Source organism: Serratia sp. Ag1, assembly GCF_000743355.1.
GTDB lineage: Bacteria > Pseudomonadota > Gammaproteobacteria > Enterobacterales > Enterobacteriaceae > Chania.
The window spans coordinates 39,488-64,635 of sequence record NZ_JQEI01000014.1 but is presented as its reverse complement, the minus strand read 5'-3'; the positions used below and the strand labels follow the sequence as shown (position 1 = coordinate 64,635).

27 protein-coding genes and 1 other annotated feature are annotated in these 25,148 nt (G+C 50.7%); of the genes, 12 read left to right on the top strand and 15 right to left on the bottom strand.

What is annotated here, in order from left to right:
* Nucleotides 1-8 precede the first annotated feature (8 nt).
* From ihfA to thrS, 8 genes are all read right to left on the bottom strand, one after another.
* Complete coding sequence (gene ihfA / locus IV04_RS08475) at nucleotides 9-305, bottom strand: integration host factor subunit alpha (RefSeq protein WP_004943604.1); 297 nt, start codon at nucleotides 303-305, stop codon at nucleotides 9-11.
* A gap of 4 nt (nucleotides 306-309) precedes the next feature.
* Nucleotides 310-2,697, bottom strand: coding sequence for a phenylalanine--tRNA ligase subunit beta (pheT, locus tag IV04_RS08470; protein ID WP_037399803.1), 2,388 nt, complete (start codon nucleotides 2,695-2,697; stop codon nucleotides 310-312).
* A gap of 14 nt (nucleotides 2,698-2,711) precedes the next feature.
* The gene (pheS, locus tag IV04_RS08465) at nucleotides 2,712-3,695 is read right to left on the bottom strand and encodes a phenylalanine--tRNA ligase subunit alpha (protein ID WP_037399805.1); all 984 of its coding nucleotides are present in this window, start codon (nucleotides 3,693-3,695) and stop codon (nucleotides 2,712-2,714) included.
* A gap of 151 nt (nucleotides 3,696-3,846) precedes the next feature.
* Nucleotides 3,847-3,970 (bottom strand) — a sequence feature (Phe leader region).
* Nucleotides 3,920-3,964, bottom strand: coding sequence for a pheST operon leader peptide PheM (gene pheM / locus IV04_RS26030; RefSeq protein WP_152562850.1), 45 nt, complete (start codon nucleotides 3,962-3,964; stop codon nucleotides 3,920-3,922). (Overlaps the previous feature by 45 nt.)
* 113 nt (nucleotides 3,971-4,083) lie before the next feature.
* Nucleotides 4,084-4,440 (bottom strand): 50S ribosomal protein L20, encoded by a 357-nt coding sequence (gene rplT, locus IV04_RS08460; RefSeq protein WP_004931417.1) that lies wholly within the window; start codon nucleotides 4,438-4,440, stop codon nucleotides 4,084-4,086.
* Nucleotides 4,441-4,484: 44 nt separating this feature from the next.
* Nucleotides 4,485-4,682 carry a 50S ribosomal protein L35 gene (rpmI, locus tag IV04_RS08455; RefSeq protein WP_037399812.1) on the bottom strand — a complete coding sequence of 66 codons (198 nt, stop codon included), beginning with the start codon at nucleotides 4,680-4,682 and terminating at the stop codon, nucleotides 4,485-4,487.
* A gap of 97 nt (nucleotides 4,683-4,779) precedes the next feature.
* Entirely contained in the window at nucleotides 4,780-5,331 is a 552-nt protein-coding gene (gene infC / locus IV04_RS25135) for a translation initiation factor IF-3 (protein ID WP_072010856.1), read from the bottom strand.
* 3 nt (nucleotides 5,332-5,334) lie between these two features.
* Nucleotides 5,335-7,263: a threonine--tRNA ligase gene (thrS, locus tag IV04_RS08445; protein WP_037399819.1), complete on the bottom strand. Its 1,929-nt coding sequence runs from the start codon at nucleotides 7,261-7,263 to the stop codon at nucleotides 5,335-5,337.
* A gap of 365 nt (nucleotides 7,264-7,628) precedes the next feature.
* On the opposite strand from thrS, the gene IV04_RS08440 reads away from it, so the two are divergent.
* The 3 genes from IV04_RS08440 (at nucleotide 7,629) to IV04_RS08430 (ending at nucleotide 10,364) form a co-directional block, all read left to right on the top strand.
* Nucleotides 7,629-8,174 carry a DUF2239 family protein gene (locus tag IV04_RS08440; RefSeq protein WP_037399824.1) on the top strand — a complete coding sequence of 182 codons (546 nt, stop codon included), beginning with the start codon at nucleotides 7,629-7,631 and terminating at the stop codon, nucleotides 8,172-8,174.
* A gap of 61 nt (nucleotides 8,175-8,235) precedes the next feature.
* A complete protein-coding gene (locus IV04_RS08435; protein ID WP_037399826.1) occupies nucleotides 8,236-9,600 on the top strand; it encodes an MATE family efflux transporter in 1,365 nt (454 codons plus the stop codon).
* 74 nt (nucleotides 9,601-9,674) lie between these two features.
* The gene (locus IV04_RS08430; RefSeq protein ID WP_037399828.1) at nucleotides 9,675-10,364 is read left to right on the top strand and encodes a MarC family NAAT transporter; all 690 of its coding nucleotides are present in this window, start codon (nucleotides 9,675-9,677) and stop codon (nucleotides 10,362-10,364) included.
* Between the two features lie 41 nt (nucleotides 10,365-10,405).
* On the opposite strand, the gene IV04_RS08425 is transcribed toward IV04_RS08430, so the two are convergent.
* Nucleotides 10,406-11,290: a PHP domain-containing protein gene (locus IV04_RS08425; protein ID WP_037399831.1), complete on the bottom strand. Its 885-nt coding sequence runs from the start codon at nucleotides 11,288-11,290 to the stop codon at nucleotides 10,406-10,408.
* Between the two features lie 232 nt (nucleotides 11,291-11,522).
* Here IV04_RS08425 and IV04_RS08420 point away from each other — a divergent pair, with 232 nt between their 5' ends.
* Nucleotides 11,523-12,734 (top strand): S9 family peptidase, encoded by a 1,212-nt coding sequence (locus IV04_RS08420; RefSeq protein WP_037399834.1) that lies wholly within the window; start codon nucleotides 11,523-11,525, stop codon nucleotides 12,732-12,734.
* A 74-nt stretch (nucleotides 12,735-12,808) separates the two neighbouring features.
* Here IV04_RS08420 and IV04_RS08415 read toward each other — a convergent pair whose 3' ends face one another.
* Complete coding sequence (locus IV04_RS08415; RefSeq protein WP_037399836.1) at nucleotides 12,809-13,471, bottom strand: transglycosylase SLT domain-containing protein; 663 nt, start codon at nucleotides 13,469-13,471, stop codon at nucleotides 12,809-12,811.
* Nucleotides 13,472-13,580: 109 nt separating this feature from the next.
* Here IV04_RS08415 and ghoS point away from each other — a divergent pair, with 109 nt between their 5' ends.
* Entirely contained in the window at nucleotides 13,581-13,880 is a 300-nt protein-coding gene (gene ghoS, locus IV04_RS08410; RefSeq protein ID WP_037399839.1) for a type V toxin-antitoxin system endoribonuclease antitoxin GhoS, read from the top strand.
* 73 nt (nucleotides 13,881-13,953) lie between these two features.
* Here the strand turns inward: ghoS and IV04_RS08405 are convergent, their stop codons facing one another.
* On the bottom strand, nucleotides 13,954-14,403 hold the full coding sequence (locus IV04_RS08405; RefSeq protein WP_037399841.1) for a GNAT family N-acetyltransferase: 450 nt from the start codon (nucleotides 14,401-14,403) through the stop codon (nucleotides 13,954-13,956).
* A 227-nt stretch (nucleotides 14,404-14,630) separates the two neighbouring features.
* On the opposite strand from IV04_RS08405, the gene IV04_RS08400 reads away from it, so the two are divergent.
* On the top strand, nucleotides 14,631-15,500 hold the full coding sequence (locus tag IV04_RS08400) for a fructosamine kinase family protein (protein ID WP_037399843.1): 870 nt from the start codon (nucleotides 14,631-14,633) through the stop codon (nucleotides 15,498-15,500).
* Between the two features lie 49 nt (nucleotides 15,501-15,549).
* Here IV04_RS08400 and IV04_RS08395 read toward each other — a convergent pair whose 3' ends face one another.
* Entirely contained in the window at nucleotides 15,550-16,110 is a 561-nt protein-coding gene (locus tag IV04_RS08395) for a YniB family protein (RefSeq protein WP_037399845.1), read from the bottom strand.
* Between the two features lie 168 nt (nucleotides 16,111-16,278).
* On the opposite strand from IV04_RS08395, the gene hxpB reads away from it, so the two are divergent.
* The 5 genes from hxpB to IV04_RS08370 all read left to right on the top strand — a co-directional run bounded on the left by hxpB (nucleotide 16,279) and on the right by IV04_RS08370 (nucleotide 21,168).
* Nucleotides 16,279-16,944, top strand: a complete 666-nt coding sequence (gene hxpB / locus IV04_RS08390; protein WP_037399846.1) for a hexitol phosphatase HxpB — start codon at nucleotides 16,279-16,281, stop codon at nucleotides 16,942-16,944.
* Nucleotides 16,945-17,204: 260 nt separating this feature from the next.
* The gene (gene kduI / locus IV04_RS08385) at nucleotides 17,205-18,041 is read left to right on the top strand and encodes a 5-dehydro-4-deoxy-D-glucuronate isomerase (RefSeq protein ID WP_037399848.1); all 837 of its coding nucleotides are present in this window, start codon (nucleotides 17,205-17,207) and stop codon (nucleotides 18,039-18,041) included.
* A gap of 56 nt (nucleotides 18,042-18,097) precedes the next feature.
* Nucleotides 18,098-18,859, top strand: a complete 762-nt coding sequence (gene kduD / locus IV04_RS08380) for a 2-dehydro-3-deoxy-D-gluconate 5-dehydrogenase KduD (protein WP_037399851.1) — start codon at nucleotides 18,098-18,100, stop codon at nucleotides 18,857-18,859.
* 185 nt (nucleotides 18,860-19,044) lie between these two features.
* Complete coding sequence (locus IV04_RS08375; protein ID WP_037399854.1) at nucleotides 19,045-19,593, top strand: metal-dependent hydrolase; 549 nt, start codon at nucleotides 19,045-19,047, stop codon at nucleotides 19,591-19,593.
* 183 nt (nucleotides 19,594-19,776) lie between these two features.
* Entirely contained in the window at nucleotides 19,777-21,168 is a 1,392-nt protein-coding gene (locus IV04_RS08370; RefSeq protein WP_037399858.1) for an L-cystine transporter, read from the top strand.
* A gap of 76 nt (nucleotides 21,169-21,244) precedes the next feature.
* On the opposite strand, the gene kdgR is transcribed toward IV04_RS08370, so the two are convergent.
* Nucleotides 21,245-22,036, bottom strand: a complete 792-nt coding sequence (gene kdgR, locus IV04_RS08365) for a DNA-binding transcriptional regulator KdgR (RefSeq protein WP_037399861.1) — start codon at nucleotides 22,034-22,036, stop codon at nucleotides 21,245-21,247.
* A gap of 230 nt (nucleotides 22,037-22,266) precedes the next feature.
* Between kdgR and IV04_RS08360 the strand changes: the two genes are divergently transcribed.
* Complete coding sequence (locus IV04_RS08360; RefSeq protein ID WP_037399864.1) at nucleotides 22,267-23,673, top strand: MFS transporter; 1,407 nt, start codon at nucleotides 22,267-22,269, stop codon at nucleotides 23,671-23,673.
* A gap of 40 nt (nucleotides 23,674-23,713) precedes the next feature.
* On the opposite strand, the gene htpX is transcribed toward IV04_RS08360, so the two are convergent.
* Nucleotides 23,714-24,592, bottom strand: a complete 879-nt coding sequence (gene htpX / locus IV04_RS08355; RefSeq protein ID WP_037399867.1) for a protease HtpX — start codon at nucleotides 24,590-24,592, stop codon at nucleotides 23,714-23,716.
* 195 nt (nucleotides 24,593-24,787) lie between these two features.
* A complete protein-coding gene (locus tag IV04_RS25130; protein WP_231566280.1) occupies nucleotides 24,788-25,147 on the bottom strand; it encodes a DUF4260 domain-containing protein in 360 nt (119 codons plus the stop codon).
* Nucleotide 25,148 lies beyond the last annotated feature (1 nt).

Sequence of the window (25,148 nt, the reverse complement as noted above, 5' to 3'; positions counted from 1 at the left end):
TACGCAACTTATTCTTTCGGGCTCGCGTTTTCCACCCGGCTTTTTAGTTTTTGCCCCGGACGGAAAGTGACCACGCGGCGCGCCGTAATCGGAATGTCTTCACCAGTTTTCGGGTTACGCCCCGGACGTTGGTTCTTGTCACGCAAATCAAAATTGCCGAAACCTGACAGTTTTACCTGCTCACCATTCTCTAAAGCCCTACGGACCTCTTCAAAGAACAGTTCTACCAGATCTTTGGCATCCCGTTTGCTAAGCCCAAGCTTCTCAAACAGGTGTTCTGACATTTCAGCTTTAGTAAGCGCCATAGGTTCAATCCCTCAAGGATGCTTGGAATCGCTGTTTTAGGGCCTCTACGCATTTTGCAACGGTAGCGGCGATCTCTTCTTCTTCCAGTGTACGAGCGGTATCCTGTAATACCAGACTGATAGCCAGACTCTTGTAACCTTCTGCTACGCCCTTGCCACGGTACACATCAAACAAGTTTACGCCAACTACCTGATTTGCGCCAACTTTCTTACACTCTGCCAAAATATCTTCTGCGGCGACGTTTTCAGCCACGACAACCGCGATATCACGACGGTTTGCAGGGAAGCGAGAAATTTCACGCGCTTGAGGCACGGCGCGGGTTGCGACCTTATTCCACTCCAGTTCAAACACCACAGTACGGCCGTTAAGATCCAGTTTACGCTCAAGTTCTGGGTGAACTACACCGATAAAACCTACGCGCTCACCGTGCAAATAAATCGCCGCACTTTGCCCTGGGTGGAGAGCCGAATGAGCCTCTGCTTTGAACTGAATTTCAGATAAGTTACCTGTCAGCTCGAGCACAGACTCCAGATCCCCTTTCAAATCATAGAAGTCCACTGGCTTTCTTGCCAGATCCCAGTGTTCTTCATGTGTATGCCCAGCAATAACGCCCGCTAGCATGACGTCCTGGCGGATCCCTAAATTCGCTGTAGTATCAGGCACAAAACGCAGGCCGCTTTCAAACAGACGCACACGCGTTTGCTGACGATTCTGGTTATACACCACCGCAGACAGTAAGCCAGTCCACAGCGAAAGGCGCATGGCAGACATCTCTACCGAGATTGGGCTTGGCAGAATCAGGGCTTCTACCCCTGGGTGTAACAGCGCCTGTACTTTCGGATCAACAAAACTGTAAGTAATTGCTTCCTGGAAGCCGTGATCGACCAACATGGTTTTTACACGCTTCAGTTCCAGATCGGATTCACGATGTTTCGTCATCACCAGATCGGCACGTACAGGGACATCGGGAATATTGTTGTAGCCGTACACGCGGGCCACTTCTTCCACCAGATCCTCTTCAATCTCCATGTCGAAGCGCCAGCTTGGCGCAACCGCCAGCCAGTTATCACCCTGCTCAGTAACTTGGCAACCCAAGCGGCGCAAAATATCGCTCACTTGCTCGGCAGGCACTACGTGACCAATCAGACGATCCAGTTTTTCACGGCGTAATGTGATAGAAGCACGCTTTGGCAATGTGCTTTCATCTGTCACATCAATGATTGGCCCGGCCTGACCGCCACAGATGTCGATCAGCAAGCGAGTGGCGCGTTCCATAGCTTTATGCTGCAAAGCAGGGTCCACACCACGCTCATAGCGATGAGAGGCATCCGTATGCAGGCCGTGACGACGCGCACGCCCGGTAATCGCTAACGGGCTGAAGAAAGCACACTCCAGCAGCACGTCCTGGGTTTCTTCATTCACACCGGAGAGCTCACCACCAAAAATGCCCCCCATTGCCAACGCTTTGTGATGATCGGCAATCACTAAAGTATCGGCATTCAATTTAGCTTCATTGCCATCCAGCAAGCGCAGCGTTTCGCCTTCGGTTGCCATGCGAACCACGATCCCACCTTCAATGCGGTTCAGATCGAACGCATGCATTGGCTGGCCAAGTTCCATCAGCACATAGTTGGTGACATCAACCACGGCATCAATAGAACGGATCCCAGCGCGACGCAGTTTCTCACGCATCCACAACGGCGAAGGTGCCTTCACGTTGATCCCCTTCACTACGCGGCCCAGATAACGCGGGCACGCTTGCAGAGCTTCTACACGGATTGGCAATGTGTCGGTGACAGTAGCAGCAACCGGGCTCATGTCTGGCTCGGTGAGCGGCAACTGATTCAACACGGCAACGTCGCGCGCCACGCCGATAATGCCTAAACAGTCCGCACGGTTCGGAGTAACGCTGATTTCGATCGCATGATCATCAAGCTTTAAATAATCGCGAATGTCGGTACCGATCGGCGCCTCTGCTGGCAGCTCAATAATGCCGTTATGATCGTCGGAGATCGCCAACTCAGAAAACGAACACAGCATGCCTTCAGAAGGCTCACCGCGCAGTTTGGCTGCTTTGATTTTGAAATCACCCGGCAATACCGCACCCACGGTAGCCACCGCGACTTTTAGACCGACACGGCAGTTTGGCGCACCACAAACGATGTCCAGCAGGCGCTCACCACCCACATCAACCTTGGTTACGCGCAATTTATCGGCGTTAGGGTGCTGGCCGCATTCGACCACGTGACCCACCACCACGCCGTTGAAAGCGCCTGCGACCGGTTCAACGCCGTCTACTTCAAGGCCAGCCATGGTGATTTGATCGGATAATGCTTCGCTGCTGATGGCCGGGTTTACCCACTCGCGCAACCAGAGTTCACTGAATTTCATGTGATATTCCCGCCTTACTTAAACTGTTTGAGGAAACGCAGATCGTTTTCAAAGAATGCACGCAAATCGGTGACGCCGTAACGCAACATGGTCAAGCGCTCCATGCCCATACCGAAAGCGAAGCCGGAATAAACTTCCGGGTCGATGCCCACATTGCGCAATACGCTCGGATGCACCATGCCACAACCCAGAACTTCCAACCATTTACCGTTTTTGCCCATAACGTCCACTTCTGCGGAAGGCTCAGTAAACGGGAAATAGGATGGACGGAAACGAACCTGCAAATCTTCTTCAAAGAAGTTGTTCAGGAAATCATGCAGCGTCCCCTTCAGATTGGTAAAGCTGATGTCTTTATCAACGATCAAGCCTTCCATCTGATGGAACATCGGGGTGTGCGTTTGATCGTAGTCGTTACGATACACGCGGCCCGGTGCAATGATGCGGATGGGTGGCTGCTGAGCCTTCATGGTACGAATCTGTACGCCAGAGGTCTGAGTGCGCAGCAGGCGCGTGGCGTCAAACCAGAAGGTGTCATGATCGGCACGCGCCGGGTGATGAGCTGGAATATTCAGAGCATCAAAGTTGTGATAGTCGTCCTCGATCTCCGGGCCCGTTTCGACGGAAAAACCCAGCTCACCGAAGAAAGCTTCAATACGATCGATAGTGCGGGTTACCGGATGCAAACCGCCATTTTCCAAACGGCGACCTGGCAGTGAAACATCAATAGTTTCACCAGCCAGGCGTGCGTTCAATACGGCAGCCTCAAGCACATTCTTGCGCGCATTCAAGGTATCCTGTACTTCCTGCTTTGCCTGGTTGATTACCGCACCGGCAGCCGGGCGCTCTTCCGCAGGCACTTCTCGCAGTGACTGCATCTGCAAGGTGAAATGGCCTTTTTTGCCTAAATATTCGACGCGTACCAAATCTAACGCGGCAACATCCTGGGCATCTTCTACGGCTGCCTTGGCTTTGGCAACCAGCTCTGCGAGATGTGGCATTGCTTTCCTCTTCCTTTGGCCGGTATGGCCCTGATTAATTGTTATCTATTATTCGAACACGCCTTTGGTTTACCTTCAAAGAATTTCAAGCCGTAGTCGGGTAAGTGCAACCAACAACGCTACGGTTTGAAAGGCAAAGAAGATGGCCAAAAACAAAAAAGCCTCCGCAGGGGAGGCTCAGGCGCTACTTTTCGTTTCTTTTCTTACGCCGAGGCTCCCTGAAATCAGGCGCTAAAGTAAAAAAAGAAACGGAAAATAGCAGCGTACATGCTTGGTTACCTTTGTTGGTGGATTAACGCACAGTGTGCTGTTGAAAACCAATAAAAGTCAATATTGGTGTTTGAAAAATAAAGATTAAAAGAGGGAGCAAGCTCCCTCTTCGTCTTTCTTACGCCAGAGCTGCTTTCGCTTTTTCGACCAGTGCGCCAAAGGCTACTTTGTCAAATACTGCGATGTCAGCCAGGATCTTACGGTCAATTTCAATAGAGGCTTTTTTCAGGCCGTTAATGAACTTGCTGTAAGACAGGCCGTTCTGACGAGCAGCTGCGTTAATACGTGCAATCCACAGCTGACGGAACTGACGCTTACGTTGACGACGGTCACGGTAAGCGTACTGACCTGCTTTGATTACTGCCTGGAAGGCAACACGATAGACGCGCGAACGGGCACCGTAGTAGCCTTTCGCCTGCTTCATAATTTTCTTGTGACGTGCGCGTGCAATTACACCACGTTTTACGCGAGCCATATGCTCTCTCCTAAAGTCTTATTCTTGATTCAAAAAAATATGGCTTATGCGTACGGCAGGCACGCACTAACCAGGACCAGATCGTTCTTAGACACCATGCCTTTCGGACGCAGGTGACGTTTACGCTTGGTTGCTTTTTTGGTCAGAATATGACGCAGGTTAGCATGTTTACGCTTAAAACCACCGCTGCCGGTTTTTTTGAAGCGCTTGGCTGCACCACGTACAGTTTTAATCTTTGGCATGTTAATTAAATCCACTTCGCATTGTTAAACAACGAATCAGTGAGGCGAATAAAACCCACGCACGTTTGCACGGCGCGGGCTCAATTACTTGGAAGCCTTACTGTTTCTTCTTGGGTGCGAGCACCATAATCATCTGACGGCCTTCGATCTTCGTAGGGAAGGATTCGACCACTGCCAGATCAAGATCTTCACACAAATCTTTACGGACGCGGTTAAGCACTTCCATACCGATCTGCTGGTGCGCCATTTCACGCCCACGGAACCGCAGGGTGATTTTGGCTTTATCACCATCTTCCAGAAAGCGAATCAGGTTGCGTAGTTTGACCTGATAGTCGCCATCATCGGTGCCAGGACGGAATTTGATTTCCTTAACCTGGATAACTTTTTGCTTCTTCTTCTGTTCTTTGGTCGACTTGCTCTTCTCGTAGAGGAATTTGCCGTAATCCATGATCCGGCAAACTGGCGGCTCGGCATTTGGGCTGATTTCTACTAAATCGACGCCCGCTTCCTCAGCTTTTTCAAGAGCTTCATTCAGACTGACAATACCAATCTGCTCGCCATCGACGCCGGTTAGGCGAACTTCTTGCGCGCGAATTTCTCTGTTAATGCGATTTGGACGCGCCGGTTGAACTCGTTTTCCGCCTTTAATACTTTATTCCTCCAGTTGATGAAGACTACGGCTGCGAATCTCTTTCAGCAGCTTGTCTACGACGTCATTTACGTCCAGGCTCCCCAAGTCTTTGCCACGGCGGGTACGAACGGCAACTTTGCCTGATTCGACCTCTTTATCACCGCACACCAACATGTAAGGGACTCGACGTAAAGTATGTTCGCGAATTTTAAAGCCAATCTTCTCGTTTCTCAAGTCCGCTTTTGCCCGAATCCCTGCATCTTGCAGTTTTTTGGTTAATTGCTGGACGTAATCAGACTGGCTGTCGGTGATATTCATCACCACTACCTGCACCGGAGCAATCCAGGTTGGGTAGAAACCGGCATACTCTTCGGTAAGAATACCGATGAAGCGCTCCATGGAGCCAAGAATAGCACGGTGAATCATTACCGGTACTACGCGTTCGTTGTTTTCGCCAACATACGACGCGCCTAAACGGCCCGGTAAGAAGAAATCGAGCTGCACGGTACCACATTGCCATGCGCGATCCAAACAATCATGCAAGGTAAATTCAATTTTAGGGCCGTAGAAGGCACCTTCACCCGGCTGATATTCAAACGGAATCCCGTTTTCGGTCAGCGCAGCAGCCAGATCGTCTTCAGCTCGGGTCCACATGTCATCAGTACCGATGCGCTTCTCTGGGCGGGTGGATAATTTCACCGCGATCTTTTCAAAGCCAAAGGTGCCGTACATATCGTAGACCATCTTGATACAGTCGTTCACTTCAGCACGCACTTGATCTTCGGTACAGAAGATATGGGCATCATCCTGAGTGAAGCCCCGCACGCGCATCAGGCCATGCAATGAACCTGAAGGCTCGTTGCGGTGGCAACTGCCGAACTCACCCATACGCAATGGCAAATCACGGTAAGACTTCAGGCCCTGATTGAAGATCTGTACGTGGCCCGGGCAGTTCATCGGCTTGATGCAGTATTCACGGTTTTCTGACGAAGTGGTGAACATCGCATCTTTGTAGTTTTCCCAGTGGCCGGTTTTTTCCCACAGCACACGGTCCATCATGAACGGCCCTTTCACTTCCTGATACTGGTACTCTTTGAGCTTCATACGCACAAAGGCTTCCAGTTCACGGAAAATGGTCCAGCCGTCGTTATGCCAGAACACCATGCCCGGTGCTTCTTCCTGCATATGGTACAGATCAAGCTGTTTACCGATCTTGCGGTGATCGCGCTTTGCCGCTTCTTCCAGACGCTGCAGATAAGCGTTCAGCTGTTTTTTGTCTGCCCATGCGGTGCCATAGATACGCTGCAGCATTTTGTTCTTGCTGTCGCCACGCCAATAAGCACCAGAAGTTTTCTGCAGTTTGAAATGATGGCAGAAACGCATGTTTGGCACGTGCGGGCCGCGGCACATATCGATGTATTCTTCATGGTGATACAGGCCAGGACGATCGTCACGGCTAACGTTTTCATCCAGAATCGCCACTTTATAGCTTTCGCCACGGGCAACAAAGGTATCGCGGGCTTCCTGCCAGCTCACTTTTTTCTTGATGACGTCATAATCTTTGTCGGCCAGCTCATGCATCCGCTTTTCCAGCAGATCCAGGTCTTCCTGCGTCAGGGTGCGGTCGATGTCAACGTCATAGTAGAAACCGTTATCGATCACCGGGCCGATGGCCATCTTGGTGTCTGGCCACAGTTGTTTGATCGCATGACCCAACAGGTGCGCACACGAGTGGCGCATGATTTCCAGACCTTCGGCATCTTTGATGGTGATAATCGCCAATTGCGCATCAGATTCAATCAGATCGCAGGCATCCACCAGTTCACCATTAACGCGACCAGCAATACAGGCTTTGGCAAGGCCAGGGCCGATATCACGGGCAACATCCATCGGTGAAACGGCGTGGTCATAGTGACGCTGACTTCCGTCAGGAAGAGTAATAACAGGCATTAATAATTCCTTATCTACAGTGGTGACCCACACGACAGATCACATGCAGTACAGATATTTTGATTAGTATTGAGTAAGTTATGCATCATATCTCGCCCACAATTGCCAGATTGACGCACAACTTGATACGCCATTAGAACGCGTACCTTCAGCGGCTTTTTACAGCCTCGCGGATAGTAACATTAAATTTGTAGCGGATAAATAAAGTGCAATCACACCAGCATCAACAGGTTATTACTGCTGGTGATAACCCGTGCCAAAGCGATTTGTAAGACATCAGAATGAACGTTGAACTTGACTTTTAAATAGAATACGCTCAAATTCACCCGGGTAAAATAATAAAACCCGGATATAAAGTGACTATTATGACGATTCCAAGATGCACTGCGTTTTTGCGTGACCAACGTGTTGCTGCTGGTTCTTACTCTGAAGTCGCCAATACGTTGGCAGAACTCGACCTTTCGGCTGGTGGGCTGCTGGTGTTTGATGATACCACCGGGGCGCAAGTCGACTACCCATGGCCGGAAGAAAAGTGCCGTACCGATGAGGCTGCCTCAACAGCCCAACCCTCTGTAGGGCGGCCAAAACTCGGGGTAGTCGCTCGTGAGGTAACTCTCCTGCCCCGCCATTGGGAATGGCTGGCACAACAGCGGGGCGGGGCTTCTGCTGCCCTGCGGCGCCTGGTGGACGAAGCGCGGCACAATACGGCAGAACAAGATCGTGAACGCTTGGCAAAAGAGAGCGGTTACCGTTTCATGACAGCGATAGCCGGGTGCTTACCTGGTTATGAAGAAGCAGTGCGAGCCCTGTTTAGCCATGATGCCAAAGCATTTACCGCACAAATTGCGCATTGGCCAGCCGATATTCAGGCACATTTAGCCTGGATGACCCGAGATGCCTTCACCTCTTGATATCACAGCCACGGCATGATGTATGCCATTACACTCTTTTTTAGTGCAGGGAAACCTTTAAATGCCAACCCGCTCGCAACAAAAGCAGAAACCGCTCTGGCACATCTATCTGATCTTTCTGGTGCCCATGGTACTGTCCAATTTCCTGCAAGGATTTTCTGGCACTCTTAACGGTATCTATATCGGCCAAATGCTTGGCACCCAGGCGCTGGCCGCCATTGCCGGTATGTTTCCCGTGGTGTTCTTCTTTATCTCATTGGTGATTGGTGTCGGTGCCGGTGCATCAGTGCTGATTGGGCAAGCCTGGGGAGCCAATGAGCCCGAGAAGGTGAAAACTATCGCCGGAACAGCACTCATGCTGGGTGTCCTCATTGGTTTACTGGCTGCCGTGTTTGGCTCTTTATTCTCTCGTCAGGCGTTACAAGCGCTGGGAACTCCGCCAGATGTGCTGGAGGAAGCCGTTTCCTACGCCCGCATCATGATGCTGATTATGCCACTGCTGTTGGTGTTTATTCTGTTCACTCAGTTGTTACGCGGCGTCAGTGATACGATTTCTCCGTTGTTGGCACTGCTGTTATCAACCTGCGTTGGTTTAGTACTGACACCCGCATTGATCCTGGGCTGGTTAGGGTTGGCCCCGATGGGGATCCAGAGTGCGGCCCTGGCCGGTATGGTGGGGTACGCGCTAGCAATGGCGTATCTCGCCGTGCGTCTTCGTCGTAAACAACATGTTTTAGCCCCCGATCGTGCCATGTTGGCTGCGTTGAAGCTAGACAAGGCGGTGCTGCGCAAAGTTTTGCGTATTGGCTTGCCGACCGGTTTGCAGATGGTGGTGATTTCACTCTCCGAACTGGCCATTCTAGCGCTGGTTAACCGCCACGGCTCGGATGCTACTGCAGCCTACGGGGCGGTTACACAGATCGTCAATTACGTGCAGTTTCCGGCGCTGTCGATCGCCATTACGGCTTCTATCCTCGGTGCCCAAGCGATCGGCGGCGGACACATGGAGCGGATTAGCCCCATTCTGCGTACCGGCTTATTCATCAATCTCTGGCTGACCGGAACACTGATCGTGCTTAGCTACCTGCTTTCACATTGGCTACTGGGATTGTTCCTCACTAACCCTGATGTCTTGGCACAGGCTGAACATTTGTTACACATTATGCTTTGGAGCATGCTGGTATTTGGTTTTCAGGCTATCGTCGGTGGTATTATGCGCGCCAGCGGCGTAGTAATGGTGCCCGTATCTATTTCGATTCTGTGCATTCTGGTCGTTCAGTTGCCTGCGGCTTACCTGCTCAGTACCCATTTTGGTTTGGAAGGCGTATGGATGGCGTTTCCAATCGCTTATTTGGCCATGCTGGCATTGCAGACCACTTTCTACAGGCTGGTATGGCGACACAAAAAAATCGAACGCTTGGTATAACGTTGTTGATATCCAGAGTTTTTACTTAGGCCCTTTGCTGACCTCCACCATCCACACTTTTTGGGATTTGTTTTATGTCGACCATTTTGCAGTTGTTTCAAGCCGTCGGGCTAGGGTTGGTGTTACTGCTCCCGCTGGCCAACCCGCTGACTACCGTGGCGCTGTTGCTTGGCCTTTCGGGCAATATGACGAGTGAAGAGCGCAATCAGCAGTCACTGATGGCTTCGGTGTATGTTTTCTTGATCATGACGGTGGCGTTCTATGCTGGCCAACTGGTCATGAAAACTTTCGGCATCTCGATTCCGGGCCTGCGTATCGCGGGTGGGCTAATCGTCGCTTTTATCGGCTTCCGTATGCTGTTCCCGCAGCAAACCGCAGGTGAAACGCTGGAGGTGGAAACCAAAAGTAAGGAGCTGCGCAAAAAGACCTCCGCTAATATTGCTTTTGTGCCATTGGCAATGCCGAGCACCGCTGGGCCGGGGACGATTGCGATGATCATCAGTTCAGCCTCAAGCATCAAAGAAAACACGCTGGGGTTTGCTCATTGGGTGTTACTGGTAGCACCGGTGGCTACTTTCTTGGTGGTTTCGGTGATCTTATGGGCCTGCCTACGCAGTTCGACCAGCATTATGCGCTTGGTTGGCAAGAGCGGCATTGAAGCTATCTCACGCCTGATGGGCTTCCTGCTGGTCTGTATGGGCGTTCAGTTTATTATCAACGGCGTACTGGAGATTATTTCCACCTATACGCCAAACGTTATCTAAATACCCCCCAAGGTGAACCAGGTTGGTTCGCCTTACACAACTTAAGCACTGGCTGCTGCAACCAATCGGCGTATTTCCGTCAAGTGCTGTGGGCCGTAGGCACACTGCCCCACTTCGATTTTCGGTTTGTTACGCCCGTGGAAATCACTGCCACAACTGACAAATGCCGAGCGTTCAACGGCAAAGTCATATAATTGGTCAGCTAGCTTCGGCGAATGATAGCTGGAAAACACCTCTAGCCCCATCACCCCAACTTTCAGCATCTTATCAATCACCTGGGTGTGATCCTGCTTAACGTTAGCACCAATATGCGCCACGATCGGTATCCCACCGTTATCGCGAATCACTTCAGCCATCGCGCTCATTGCCGGGTAGGTTACTGGCATGTAGCAGACTTTGCCGGGGCCAAAGAAATCCCAGTAAAAGTTGATCAGTGGCATATCTGCTCTGGCACCGCCAGCACGATAAGGAAGTAGCAGCGGATGACCGTCATTACGTTCATCTTCCAGGATCACTTCCCCCATCTGCTCCTCTTGCGGAATGGCCCCACCGCACACTTGCTCCAACCGCTGTTCATCAAGATAGAAATTCAGTTCACGCAGTTTTTCGAACTTTTGGGGTGTCAATTCACGCTGGATCGCACTGAAATTCTGGTAAATCGCCGCGAAATCCTCAGCAGGGGTAAAGCCATAGCCCAACAGATGGTAGTTACGCCCCTCAAAGGTGCAGTCAATTTCAATGCCGGATAACACATTCAGGGTGGATGACGCCAAGGCCTTGGCTGCTGCTACCGAATCAGCGCGGTTATGGTCGGTCACGGCCAGCGTACTGATCCCCTGTTTCTGGCAACGCGCAATTAACACATCAACCGGTAAATCTGCGTCATCGCTATAGTTAGAATGCATATGCAGGTCAATCTTTTCCATCTTTCCCCCTCAATTCCTGTTGTTTGAGATGCCCATTGATTTTGTTGATTTTATCAACGGCTCATTTGGTCTTTTAAGCAAAGCACACTATGTTTAACCTGAAATCGAAGCACAGATTCATTGGATGACGAGAGCGGTAAGCCAAGCACTGAAGCCCCGCACGTTAGCCATGTTATATCAATCCGCCATACCTATCTGCAGTTCGCACAGTGATTATATTGAGGGAACATCGATGCTAAAAAAATTTCACGTTTTCATTTACCTGTTACTGACTTGCTGGCTGCTCCCTGCCACCGCAGAAACCAACAATAACCCTCAAGTTCAGGTCAGCGACAGTGTTTCTTATCAGTTGATCGGCCATTGGAGCAGCGAACGCCTGAACCAAATCCTCACTGTCGATACCCCCAAGTTTGCCGGAGTCACCGTTCAATACACCCCTGCTCGTAACGCCGTAAACCTGTATCGCATTACCTATCATTCGGTAATACCGGAACTGGGCAACCGGCCAACGGTTGCTTCAGGCTTACTGGCGATCCCTGACACGGCAGAGAAAACTTTCCCACTGCTCTCCTATCAGCACGGCACGGTCTACGGTAAATATCAGGTTCCCTCCTTCCCTGAACAGTCACCAGAAACCCAGTTGATGCTCGCACAATTTGCCGGGCAAGGTTATCTGGTGATTGGTGCTGACTATTTTGGTTTAGGGGTTTCCACAGAGCCTGAAGGCTATATGGTGAAAGGTAGCCACCAGCAGGCCACTTACGACATGTTGATCGCCGCCCAAAGCGTGCTCAAGCACATGGGGTTGAGCAACAATCGTCTGTTTCTTTCCGGCTGGTCACAGGGCGGGTTTGTCACCATGGCCATGCTCGAGAAGCTGGAGAGTGTTGGCATCAAACCTCAGGGCACCACCACCGCCAGTGCGCCCGTTGACGTGTTTGCTCTGATGAACGGTTTTCTGGTTTTCCCACGTAAGTTTGACGCCAGTTGGTTGAACAGCATCATGATCCTATCGGCTTTCGCTTACGAAAATTACTACGGAGTACCAGGCCTGGCCCGCGCCTTGCTCAACGACGACTACTACGAGGTTGCCAAAAAAGCTTATGAGCGCCAGCCATTTAATCCAGAAGACATTCCGACCGACCTGCATAAGCTGATCAGGCTGGAATATTTCAACCCGCAGTATTTTGCTAACTCGGCATATGGCAGGCTGATCGCTGCCGCCCAGGCCTATCGGTGGGTGATTCTGTCTCCGGTGCGTAACTATTACGGTGAAACAGATGAGGCTATTACAGTTGGCGTTGGCCGCATGGCAATGACCTATGCACAAGCGATGGGATCAGGTAACACCAAGGTTGAGGCTATCTCCACGGGGGACACCACTCACCGGGGCACCTTCGCTACTGCGGTTCCGCAATGGAAGTTGTGGTTCGATACCAAGTAGCGGCACTCGGCCCCTGATAAAGCAAGGCCCCATCAGGGGCCTTAGAATGATGATTCAACAAAAGAAGTGAAATATTACTCAGACATCGCCTGATAGGCGGTAGTCACTTTCCAAAGATAGCGCGGTGCCTGCGGTGCCGGGTGCTTCTTTTGGATATGCTGATAGAATTCGTTCGGGCTCATCTGGTTAATACGGTTTACCGCCACGCGTTTGTCAGATGAGAACGTCCTCAACATCGCCCCCGCACCATTCACATAAGAGACAATAGTGGCATAGCGCAACGTTTGCGGATCGGTAATCCCGGCTAGCTGCTGGCTTTGAAGAATATTGATATAGGCTGTTCCCAGATCAATATTAACCGCCGGATCCTTCAATTCGCGTGAACTTGGTTGCCCGTTCTTTCCTTTCAGGCGATAGGCATCACGACCTGCGGTTGAAGCTTTCAACTGCATCAAGCCCACCGCATTGGAGGTGCTGACAACGTTCGGGTTAAACCCGGATTCCACCTGAATAATTGCCTTAATCAGGGTTTCATCAACGCCGTAGTTACTGGCGGCCTGACGGATATAATCATTATACGCAACGGGTGTACCGGTTCGGTTACTGGGTATTTGCGAGGGAGGTTTGAGCCAACCGCCCGTTGTACCAGTGCCTGTTGTGTTGTTCGTTGTTTGCGGTTCGCTGGCGCAACCCGCTAATAGTAGGGTTGCCAGCAGGCAACTGATTTTTGTTTTCACAGAATCCCTCACTCCTTTCAATAAGTTGCGTAGCATATACAACCTGTAAGGACGCCTGTATTACTTTTTTGGTCTATTCTCTGGGTATCCATATACCAAGAGGTGATTTATGAGTCAATCTCCACCCACCTGTTTTGTGGTGACTTTCAACGTTCAGGAAGATGGTTTCGTCGATTTATCCAGGCTGAGCGGGCAACTTACTCGCGAAGGTTTTACCACCTCGATCACTGATGAACGCGGTGTACACCATCAACTGGAGAAAACGAGTTTTGCTTTGACGACACCGTTAGATCAACAGATTGTACAACAGTTGGCTCAGGGGTTCGGGCATGTGGCCCTAGGAAAGCCTCCGCAGGTCAGCGTTGCTACCTCTAGGGACTACGTCAAGCGGTTACATATTGATACATAAAAATGAGATAGTTCACCGTCGCGGATTTCATAACCCGCTGTAGTAACCAAATCTGCGACGGCTCCCACAATCTTTATGGCTGCTGATAAATATCGGGCCGCACGATGTGCCAGGCAAAATTCTCTTTATTGATGGGCTGATAGCCCACTTTCTGATACAACCAAGGAGCACTGTCGGTGACCAGCATAATGCGCCGTAGACGCGGGAATACCGGGTGTTCCAGTGAACATTCCATTAGCCAACGCGCCAGCCCCTGCCGTTCAAATTCTGGCGTAACGAAGACATCACACAGATAGCCAAAAGTGACATAGTCGGTCACCAGGCGGGTAAAACCAATTTGCTGATGCCGATGATAAAGCCCAAAACACAGGCTGTTTTCTATCGACAGACGCACCGTTTCCAGTGAAATTCCCTTTGCCCAACTGCTGGTGGTCAAAAAAGCATGGGTAAAAGCTAAATCCAGTTCACTCTTATCACTGCTGATACGAAACTCACCACGCTGCCACTGCACATTCTGCTCCATCAACGATCCCTCATTATCCTGTTAAGACGCGGCACATAAACATCGCTGAGCGGCTTGTAAGTTGCAATAGTCACGCACTTAAATTTATCAACAGCGTATATACTTTGTACGGAAACACCTCAGTGAAATTATCACCAATAGTTGGTGTTGCTGTGCGCCATGTCGTGTTTTCGCGACAGGAAAGACGCTAGCCTAATGAAATCGCAGGCAACACAGAGGGGAAGACTATGTGGCAAGCCGTTAGTCGTCTGTTAAGTGAGCATTTTGGCAGCGCAGAAATACGCGAAAGGACTGAACTACCCGGAGGAGAAATTCATTCGGCGTGGCGCGTGAGTTACGGTGACAGCGAGGTGTTTGTGAAATGCGATATCCGCGAACTGCTGCCAATCTTCACTGCAGAAGCCGATCAGTTAGCACTTCTGGCGCGCAGTAAAACCGTGCACGTCCCCGAAGTGTACGGCGTCGGTAGCGATCGCGATTACAGTTTTTTGCTGCTCGAGTATCAACCGCTTAAACCGTTAGATGCCCATGGTGCACACTGTCTGGGCCAGCAGTTGGCCCGTTTGCACCAATGGAGCGAGCAACCTCAGTTCGGTCTGGACTTCGATAACGATCTTTCAACCACGCCGCAGCCTAATGCCTGGCAACGCCGCTGGGCCGAATTTTTTGCCGAACAGCGTATCGGTTGGCAACTGCAGTTGGCAGCGGAAAAAGGCATGACCTTCGGCGATATCGATGAAATCATTGATATAGTGTATCAGAGGTTGCAGAACCATCAGCCACAACCGTCCCTACTGCACGGTGATTTATGGCCTAATAACTGCGCACAGGCTGCGAATGGCCCCTTCCTGTTTGACCCCGCCTGTTACTGGGGCGATCGCGAGTGCGATCTGGCGATGCTGCCACTTTATCCAAGCTTGCCGACGCAAATCTATGATGGTTACCAAAGCATCTGGCCACTGGAGGCAGGTTTCATTGAGCGGCAACCGCTGTATCAGCTTTACTATCTGCTCAACCGCAGCAACCTGTTCGGCGGCCAGCACCTGGTGACCGCACAGCGCGCCATCGACTCTTTGCGCTATCCCGACGGTAACTAAGTTAGTAGGGCGCTGATTGCAGCGCCCTACTCCTCAGACCACCGATACTTTAGACAATCCCAGCCATCTGCCCCAACAGCTTAAGCGCAAAATAGGCAACAACGGCGATCACCGTCGGCAGGATGTACAACGGGAAGTACTGCAGAAAGATAGTATGATGCGGCAGCGTGATACGTTCTTCTAACTGCGCACGCGTTTGCCCGTCACTTCCCTTGGCCTGCTCCAAGATCATCTGATCCTCCAGCCCTTCACGGATAAACTTCACCTGCCGCGACATCCGGGCACCAGAAGCCTGCAACGCCAAGCCAACAAAAATCAGCAAATAGATAATGATAAACATCAGGTTGGCACCGCTGAACAAGCTCTTTTCGACGTCTGGCACTGGCGAGTTGTACCAGAAAATATTCAGGAACGAGGTATTAAAACGCAGCATATCAACGATGACATGCGCAAAATCCAGCATCACTGCGTTAATGCCTTTGGTTTTTTCACTGTGCTGATAAACAAAGCTCAACAGTGAAATCAGCGTTGAAAGTAACGCAGGGATAAAAACAACCCACCCGAGAATACGTTTCAGTATGGCAACGCGCCCTGCCTGTTGATACGTCATGTGCTCCCCTTGTTTGTGACGTAACCAGAATGGGCTAAGTCTACCTGTAGTTAATCAAACTCGCCCACCGTTTTCTTTATTAATCAATTACGCATTAGCAAAACGAGCAAAAATGATAGAGTGGTGTGAGTATGATCTTTTACCCGCGCTGTAGGAGCTAATGATTAAATGACTTATTTACAACGCATTGATACCGCTATTTTTGATATGGACGGTTTATTGATCGATTCGGAACCCCTATGGTTACAGGCTGAATTGGATATTTTCGGTTCGTTGGGGCTGGATTTGTCCGATCGTCATAGACTGCCGGACACGTTAGGCCTGCGCATCGATCTGGTGGTAAAAATGTGGTACCAGTCGATGCCGTGGCAAGGGGTGTCACAAGAAGAAGTCGCCGGGCGCATTATCGAGCGAGCCATCGAACTGGTACGTGAGCAGCGCCCGCTGTTGCCTGGTGTGCAACAGGCGCTGGAATTGTGTCGCAGCCTGGATTTGAACATCGGCTTAGCCTCCGCTTCACCATTACATATGCAGCAACAGGTGTTGCAGATGTTCGAGTTGGAAAGCTACTTTGATCAACTGGTTTCTGCCGAATATCTGCCTTACAGCAAACCGCACCCGGAAGTTTATCTGATCGCCGCAGAGCGTTTAGGCAGCGATCCATCGCGCTGCATTACGCTGGAAGACTCCTTCAACGGCATGATTGCCACCAAAGCCGCACGCATGCGTTCCATTGTAATTCCGGCAGAAGAATATCGTCAGGATCCCCGCTGGGCTTTGGCAGATTATAAGCTGCACAGCCTCGAGCAGTTGACTGCCAAACATCTGACCTGACCCTGTTGGCATCGGCCCTGGCCGGTGCCCTCTCTTTTATTCCCCCTTTCTTCCTCATTTTTATTGTAAAACCCCGACTGCGTCATAAAAAATTAAAACAGCGTTTCATTTTTATTGAGTTCATTCGTCATGCGTTTTATGCTGAGGCCATCAAGAAAACGCCGGGCAACCGGTGAGCGCTGTTACTGCCACACAGCGCCTGCTGGCGGCCCGGTGCTTTCTTCCTCAATGGTGAGTTTCAGAGAAGAGAGATACCGCTAATGGACGTTCGTCAAAGCATTCACAGTGACCATGCTAAACAGCTCGATACCGCTGGATTACGCCGCGAATTCCTGATTGAAAACATCTTCGAAGCCGACAATTACACGATGACCTACAGCCATATTGATCGCATCATTGTTGGTGGGGTGCAGCCGGTGAATGCCATCGTCACTCTCGGGGACGATGTGGGCAAGCAGCTAGGGGTTAGCTATTTCCTTGAGCGCCGCGAGTTAGGCATGATTAATATTGGCGGACCAGGCGTAGTGAGAGTGGATGACCACAACTACGAAATTGGCCATCAGGAAGCACTGTATATAGGCAAAGGGGCACAGCACCTTGAGTTCAGCAGCGTGGATGCCCGCCAACCTGCCAAGTTCTATTACAACAGTGCCCCTGCACATACTCATTATCCCAATAAAAAGATCACGTTGGCACAAGCCTCGCCACAAACACTGGGGGACGATGCCACCAGTAATCGCCGTACTATCAATAAATTCATCGTGCCAGACGTTTTACCTACCTGCCAGCTCACCATGGGTCTGACCAAACTGGCAGAGGGCAACCTCTGGAATACCATGCCCTGCCATACTCATGAACGCCGTATGGAAGTGTACTTTTATTTCGATATGGACGATGACTCCGCAGTATTCCACATGATGGGGCAACCACAGGAAACTCGTCATTTAGTGGTACAGAACGAACAAGCGGTGATCTCGCCAAGCTGGTCTATCCATTCTGGCGTAGGCACCAAGCGGTATACCTTTATCTGGGGTATGGTTGGCGAAAATCAGGTCTTTGGTGATATGGATCACGTTGCTACCCGTGATTTGCGCTAAATCTCTTCAGCCACATCTGCCCGGCATCACCCGCCGGGCAGCACGAGAATAGAGTCATGATTTTAAATTCTTTTGATTTAACGGGCAAAGTAGCACTCATCACCGGCTGTAATACCGGTTTGGGCCAAGGTGTAGCGGTTGGGCTGGCTCAGGCGGGGTGCGATATCATTGGCGTCAACCGCAGTGAGCCACAGGAAACGATGGCTAAAGTGACACAACTTGGGCGTCGCTTCCTGAATCTGAACGCCGATCTCGGCAAGATTGACGCCATTCCTGCGTTATTGGCAGAAGCTCTGGGCGAATTCGGCAAAATTGATATTCTGGTTAATAACGCCGGTATCATTCGGCGTGAAGACGCACTCAGCTTCAATGAGAAAGATTGGGACGATGTGATGAACGTCAACATCAAGACCCTGTTCTTTATGTCGCAGGCCGTGGCGAAGCAATTTGTCAGCCAAGGAAACGGTGGCAAGATCATAAATATCGCCTCAATGCTCTCTTTCCAGGGCGGTATTCGAGTTCCGTCCTATACCGCATCAAAAAGTGCCGTCTTGGGTATCACCCGTTTGCTGGCAAACGAATGGGCGCAATATGGCATCAATGTGAATGCGATTGCCCCTGGCTATATGGCCACCAATAACACCCAGCAGTTGCGTACCAACGAGGAACGTAACCAGCAAATTCTGGAACGTATCCCTGCCGGGCGCTGGGGCACACCGGAAGACATTATGGGGCCGATCGTGTTTCTGGCCTCTACCGCTTCTGATTATGTGAATGGTTATACCGTTGCGGTTGACGGAGGCTGGCTAGCACGTTAAATAGCTGCTATCAATACCCATGCCAGGCTCTGCATTGCAGAGCCTTTTTAATGGATCATATTTTATTCAACTTGTTGTAATACCCCGTGAAATAAACAATTAGTTACGTGGTAACATCTTCCGCAACTGTAAAAAAAGCCATATACTGGATAAATTAACAGTTTAGTAACCGGAATAACCACTGCATGACCGCGGAAGGACATCTTATTTTCTCTGTTGCCTGCGCAATCTTCGCTAAAAAAGCAGAGATCACACCTGAATTAGCCACAGGCGATTGGTGGCATATTATTCCTGCTGCATTGCTGACATCATTATTACCGGATATCGACCATCCTAAGTCAGTGTTGGGTCAACGTTTGCGCTGGATCGCCATTCCAATATCGCGCGCTTTCGGTCATCGCGGTTTTACTCACAGCCTGTTGGCCATCATCGGCGGCATGATGCTGTTCCGTTTAGATGTGCCGCGCAGTTGGCCAATCCCCGCTGACGTATTGCATGCGATGATTATTGGATACTTCAGCCATTTACTGGCCGATATGCTTACCCCTGCCGGGGTGCCACTGCTTTGGCCCTGCCGCTGGCGCTTTGGGCTGCCGCTGCTTAACTCGCAGAAAGGTAATCAGTTGGAGCGGGTCTTATGCCTATGCCTGGTCGCGTTTGCACTTTATTGGCAAGGGGGGTACACCTTTCCGGTGCATTCATACTTAGAACAAATAAAAAATATTCGACTGTGATCACAAAAAACCGACGTTTTATTCCTCTTTCAGCCTAAAATTTAAACAAAAACGCGCTAAAAGTTATATTCAATTCCATTTGGATATAAATGAGCTTTCCAGCAAACTGTTACGATATTTACATCGCTACACCTCGGGATGGGTAGCACTTTCAGATTATAAAAAGATGATTGGAGATATGGGATGAATCTACCGCTCGTAATAAACGTGCTGGTTTTTGTCGCCCTCCTTCTGCTCTTGGCGCAAACCCGCCATAAGCAATGGAGTCTGGCAAAGAAAGTTTTGGTCGGTCTGGTGATCGGCGTGGTATTCGGTTTGGCACTGCAAGGGGTTTACGGCTCAGACAATCCGGTGCTGAAAGAATCCATCACCTGGTTCAACATTGTTGGTAACGGTTATGTGCAATTGTTGCAGATGATCGTGATGCCGCTGGTCTTCGCCTCTATCCTGAGTGCCGTCGCCAAGCTGCATAATGCGGCTTCTCTGGGTAAAATCAGCTTCCTGACCATTGGTACTCTGCTGTTCACCACGCTGATAGCCGCTCTGGTGGGGGTGCTGGTTACCAATCTGTTCGGCCTGACTGCCGAAGGCCTGGTGCAAGGCACGCAAGAAAACGCGCGTCTTTTAGCAATCGAGAGCAACTATGTCGGCAAAGTGGCCGATCTGACAGTGCCGCAATTGGTCTTGTCATTTATACCGAAGAACCCGTTTGCCGATCTGACCGGTGCGAACCCAACCTCGATTATCAGCGTAGTGATTTTTGCCGCCTTCCTGGGTGTTGCATCACTGCAACTGATGAAAGACGATAAAGAAAAAGGCCAGCGCGTACTCGCGGCGATCGACACCCTGCAAGCCTGGGTGATGAAACTGGTACGTCTGGTCATGAAGCTCACACCCTATGGTGTACTGGCATTGATGACCAAAGTGGTTGCTGGTTCCAATATCCAAGACATCATCAAGCTGGGGAGTTTTGTGGTAGCGTCTTACCTCGGCCTGGGCATTATGTTCGCAGTTCATGCCTTGCTATTGGCCTTCACTGGAGTAAATCCGCTGAAATTCTTCCGCAAAGTCCTGCCCGTTCTGACCTTTGCTTTCACTAGCCGTTCTAGCGCTGCCAGCATTCCGCTGAACGTAGAAGCACAAACCCGTCGTCTGGGTGTGCCGGAATCTATCGCCAGTTTCTCTGCGTCGTTTGGTGCCACTATCGGCCAAAACGGCTGTGCGGGCCTATATCCGGCTATGCTGGCCGTGATGGTAGCACCCACCGTGGGTATCAACCCGTTAGATCCGCTGTGGATTGCGACGCTGGTCGGCCTGGTTACCATCAGTTCCGCTGGCGTTGCCGGGGTCGGTGGTGGTGCAACCTTTGCCGCTCTGATCGTTCTGCCTGCGATGGGTTTACCGGTGACGTTGGTTGCCTTGCTGATCTCCGTTGAGCCGTTAATCGACATGGGCCGTACTGCACTGAACGTCAGCGGTGCAATGACCGCTGGCACCGTGACCAGTCAATTAATGAAGCAGACCGACAAGTCCATCATGGACAGCGAAGACGAAGTGGATCTGGCACACCGCTAGCCGTTTGTGGCAGATAAAAAAACCGGCGTTCAAAAATACGCCGGTTTTTTTGTTTGCGGCAACACCAGGTAAAAGATTAAAACGGGTAATCGTGATACCCCATCTGCTCTGAAATCAGGCGAGCAGCGGTATGTAGTTGTGCGACATAGCCATCTTTGGCTTCTTCTGAAAAGCGGATTGTCGGGAAAGAAATACTCAAGCCCGCAATCACCACACCAAAGCGGTCAAACACCGGGACCGCGATACAACGCAGCCCTTCTTCCTGCTCTTCAATATCTTCGCCAAACCCTTGCTCACGTACTTTATCTAACACTGGCAGCAACGCTTCAGCACTGACGATGGTATGAGGTGTACTACGGGTAAATTCGACGTGAGAGAGGATCTCTTTAACCTCGCCCCGATCGCGCCATGCCAGCAGCACCTTGCCAATGGCGGTACTGTGCAATGGGTTACGACGCCCAATGCGTGAGTACATACGCAGGTTATACATCGAATCAATTTTATGAACATAGACAATGCTGTCTTCATCCAAAGCACCCAGGTGAATAGTTTCACGGGTCTGATTCGACAATTCACGCATCTGGATGTCGGCACTACGGATCAGATCGACGTTTTGCAGTGATTTGGCCCCCAGCTCAAACAATTTCAGGGTGAGCGAATACTTCTCCGACTCCCCTTCCTGAGCCACATAGCCCAACGACTTCATCGTCTGCAAGAAACGATAAACGGTGCTTTTGGACATCATTACCCGTTGAGAAAGTTCGGTAATACCGATCTCGCGTTCATCGCCCAATGCTTGCAAGATGCCAAACACTTTCAGCACTGATGAGACCGAATCCGGTTGCTTGTCTAGATCTGCGTTAGCCATGGTCAATACCTTACTTACCTGTTTTTGTTTTAGGAAATTTGAACAAGAGTTTCAGTATAATCGGAACATTTCACACCACGCAATGAAAGTTGCGGAATAATGGCCAGCAATGAAGCAATTAGCGATACACTTCTCACCACGTTTACGCTTGCCGCCAAAAGCGATAGGTGCATTTAGTCGCGAATATGATTAGCATGTTAATACTCACTTTGCTGATAAATATTCATACTATGACGCGTTCTTGTTCTGACGGTCTACCCATTCCACAACGGTATGGCGCGATCCTCGCCATTGCGTTGGGTATTACCGTTTCTGTACTCGACGGCACGATCGCCAACGTTGCTCTACCGACAATTGCCCGCGCTCTGCAAGCGAGCCCAGCCAGTTCGATTTGGGTTGTAAATGCCTATCAATTGGCTGTCGTCATCTCGCTTTTGTCGCTGGCATCGCTCGGTGATCTGATTGGTTATCGCCGGATCTATCTGGCTGGCCTGCTGGTATTCAGCATTACCTCACTGTTTTGCGCCCTGTCTGATTCACTCATTACGCTGACTGTCGCCCGCGTACTACAAGGGTTTGGTGCCGCAGCGATCATGAGCGTCAATACGGCGCTTATCCGTATTATCTATCCACAGCGTTTCCTGGGCCGTGGTATCGCCATCAACTCACTGATTGTGGCATGTTCTTCCGCTGCTGGCCCTACAATCGCCGCAGGCATTCTGTCAGTGGCATCATGGCAGTGGCTGTTTGCCATCAATTTGCCAATAGGAATTATTGCCCTACTGCTGGGGATTAAATTCCTACCGGCTAACAGCCAGAAAGGCAGCAAGCGGCGTTTTGACTTTATCAGTGCACTGATGAACGCGCTGACCTTTGGTTTATTAGTAACCGCCATCAGTGGATTTGCTCAAGGGCAAAGCCTGCTACTGCTCGCGGGTGAAATCGCTGCCTTATTGGTCATCGGTTACTTCTTTGTGCGCCGCCAGTTAAACCAGGAATCTCCGCTGTTACCCGTGGATTTATTGCGCCTTCCTATCTTCGCACTTTCGATGGGGACCTCTATCTGCTCCTTCACCGCGCAAATGTTAGCCATGGTGTCACTCCCCTTTTTCCTGCAAGGCGCGCTGGGCCGTGACGAAGTAGCTACCGGGCTGCTACTGACGCCTTGGCCGCTGGCCATTATCGTAGTAGCACCGATTGCAGGCCGCCTGGTGGAGCATATTCATGCTGGGCTACTAGGGGGGATTGGTCTGGCGACTTTCGCTCTAGGCTTGTTTTTGTTGGCCATGTTGCCGCAGCATCCAACGGATCTGGACATCATCTGGCGCATGGTTCTGTGCGGTATCGGCTTCGGGCTGTTCCAGTCCCCCAATAATCACACCATCATTTCTGCTGCACCGCGTCACCGCAGCGGTGGTGCCAGCGGCATGCTCGGTACTGCACGCCTGGTTGGGCAAACTGCCGGGGCCGCGTTGGTTGCTTTAATGTTCAACCTGTTCCATAGCAATGCCACCCACGCTTCGCTGGTGCTGGCTGGCGTCTTTGCCAGTGTTGCAGCGATAGTCAGTTGCCTGCGCATCACTCGGCCCCGCTTAACGCCGCCAGAGAGCAGCAATAACCCCAACTCACCAACGTAAAAAACCCCGGCTAGCCGGGGTTCAGGTTATCTGTTAACGGTTACTTCAGGTATTGGCCTGAGCGCAACGCTTCGATACGCTTGTCTAACGGCGGGTGAGACATGAACAACTCGCTGAACGACTTGGACTTGCCGTTGATGCAAAACGCCATCATGCTGCCCGTTTCCTGTGGTTCGTAGCTGGTTTTCAAGCGTTGCAGCGCCGCAATCATCTTCTCACGCCCCACCAGTTTGGCAGAACCCGCATCGGCATGAAACTCACGGTGACGCGAGAACCACATGGTGATGATACTGGCCAAAATACCAAACACCAGCTCCAGCACCATCGACACACCAAAGTAGATCATCGGGTTACCGTTGCTTTCACCTTCACCATCGCGGTTACCCAGGAAGCCAGCGGCCACCTGTGCAATCAAGCGTGAAATGAAGATAACGAAGGTGTTTACCACCCCTTGGATCAGGGTCATGGTCACCATGTCCCCATTGGCAACGTGACTGATTTCGTGCGCAATAACTGCTTCCGCCTCATCGCGGCTCATGTTTTGCAGCAGACCGGTGCTGACAGCCACTAGCGAGGCATCACGGCGGGCGCCCGTAGCAAACGCATTGATGTCCGGTGCGTGGTAAATCGCCACCTGTGGCATGGCAATACCAGCCTGCTGTGACTGACGGCGTACCGTTTCCAGCAACCAGTTTTCAGTTTCGTTACGCGGTTGCTCAATAACTTCTCCGCCGACGGAGCGCAACGCCATCCATTTAGACATCAGCAGTGAAACGAACGCGCCACCAAAACCAAACAGACCGGCCATGATCATCAGGCCCTGAACGCTACTGGATCGGATTCCTGTCAGGCTGAGCACCAGCCCGAAAACCAACATCACCGCCAGGTTGGTGAGCAGGAACAGAGCTATACGCATCATAAAATGTTTACTTCCTCATAAATGTTAACAAACACGGTCTCAGATACCCTGATCGTATGGGCATACATCACAGTTTCAAGAGTTATGTTCCATTAACCTACTAAAAATACGAAACTTTACAAAAACGACGTTCAGTAAAGGGCTTTACATATTGTAAATGATTGTTGCGTAAATGGTGAGATTTCTAGCGATTGCTTAACGGTGTTTACTATTCAAACGTCCGAGGTGCGTAAAAGAAAATCCCTCGGTGTATTTTAACCCGTAACCAAGAAGTCGATCGAAACTGATATGAGCACACCAGATCAACGCTATGACCAAAAGCAATGACTGTTGAAACATAACAAATAACAGGCCGCACAACATCGGGCCACTATAGGAATGCGCCACATTATAACTCAGTGCACCAACCTTCTTACCGAACGCATAACCTAAAAACGAGATATCAGGAAGTAAAAAACAGGTTGCAAATATACCCCAGCTATAATGCTGAGTGTTATAAACAACCAGGCATAGCGCTAAAACTAGCAGAGACTCCAACTGCAATGTTGTCCGCATT

Bases quoted from the DNA above. Each gene is read 5' to 3' on its own strand.
- thrS (WP_037399819.1), bottom strand. From the start codon at position 7,263: ATGCCTGTTATTACTCTTCCTGACGGAAGTCAGCGTCACTATGACCAC.
- rplT (WP_004931417.1), bottom strand. From the start codon at position 4,440: ATGGCTCGCGTAAAACGTGGTGTAATTGCACGCGCACGTCACAAGAAA.
- IV04_RS08360 (WP_037399864.1), top strand. From the start codon at position 22,267: ATGACGCGTTCTTGTTCTGACGGTCTACCCATTCCACAACGGTATGGC.
- IV04_RS08375 (WP_037399854.1), top strand. From the start codon at position 19,045: ATGACCGCGGAAGGACATCTTATTTTCTCTGTTGCCTGCGCAATCTTC.
- ghoS (WP_037399839.1), top strand. From the start codon at position 13,581: ATGAGTCAATCTCCACCCACCTGTTTTGTGGTGACTTTCAACGTTCAG.
- pheS (WP_037399805.1), bottom strand. From the start codon at position 3,695: ATGCCACATCTCGCAGAGCTGGTTGCCAAAGCCAAGGCAGCCGTAGAA.
- IV04_RS08440 (WP_037399824.1), top strand. From the start codon at position 7,629: ATGACGATTCCAAGATGCACTGCGTTTTTGCGTGACCAACGTGTTGCT.
- pheT (WP_037399803.1), bottom strand. From the start codon at position 2,697: ATGAAATTCAGTGAACTCTGGTTGCGCGAGTGGGTAAACCCGGCCATC.
- IV04_RS08400 (WP_037399843.1), top strand. From the start codon at position 14,631: ATGTGGCAAGCCGTTAGTCGTCTGTTAAGTGAGCATTTTGGCAGCGCA.
- IV04_RS25130 (WP_231566280.1), bottom strand. From the start codon at position 25,147: ATGCGGACAACATTGCAGTTGGAGTCTCTGCTAGTTTTAGCGCTATGC.
- kdgR (WP_037399861.1), bottom strand. From the start codon at position 22,036: ATGGCTAACGCAGATCTAGACAAGCAACCGGATTCGGTCTCATCAGTG.
- IV04_RS08425 (WP_037399831.1), bottom strand. From the start codon at position 11,290: ATGGAAAAGATTGACCTGCATATGCATTCTAACTATAGCGATGACGCA.
- kduD (WP_037399851.1), top strand. From the start codon at position 18,098: ATGATTTTAAATTCTTTTGATTTAACGGGCAAAGTAGCACTCATCACC.
- ihfA (WP_004943604.1), bottom strand. From the start codon at position 305: ATGGCGCTTACTAAAGCTGAAATGTCAGAACACCTGTTTGAGAAGCTT.
- IV04_RS08405 (WP_037399841.1), bottom strand. From the start codon at position 14,403: ATGGAGCAGAATGTGCAGTGGCAGCGTGGTGAGTTTCGTATCAGCAGT.
- IV04_RS08430 (WP_037399828.1), top strand. From the start codon at position 9,675: ATGTCGACCATTTTGCAGTTGTTTCAAGCCGTCGGGCTAGGGTTGGTG.
- kduI (WP_037399848.1), top strand. From the start codon at position 17,205: ATGGACGTTCGTCAAAGCATTCACAGTGACCATGCTAAACAGCTCGAT.
- htpX (WP_037399867.1), bottom strand. From the start codon at position 24,592: ATGATGCGTATAGCTCTGTTCCTGCTCACCAACCTGGCGGTGATGTTG.
- IV04_RS08395 (WP_037399845.1), bottom strand. From the start codon at position 16,110: ATGACGTATCAACAGGCAGGGCGCGTTGCCATACTGAAACGTATTCTC.
- IV04_RS08370 (WP_037399858.1), top strand. From the start codon at position 19,777: ATGAATCTACCGCTCGTAATAAACGTGCTGGTTTTTGTCGCCCTCCTT.
- IV04_RS08435 (WP_037399826.1), top strand. From the start codon at position 8,236: ATGCCAACCCGCTCGCAACAAAAGCAGAAACCGCTCTGGCACATCTAT.
- rpmI (WP_037399812.1), bottom strand. From the start codon at position 4,682: ATGCCAAAGATTAAAACTGTACGTGGTGCAGCCAAGCGCTTCAAAAAA.
- IV04_RS08420 (WP_037399834.1), top strand. From the start codon at position 11,523: ATGCTAAAAAAATTTCACGTTTTCATTTACCTGTTACTGACTTGCTGG.
- hxpB (WP_037399846.1), top strand. From the start codon at position 16,279: ATGACTTATTTACAACGCATTGATACCGCTATTTTTGATATGGACGGT.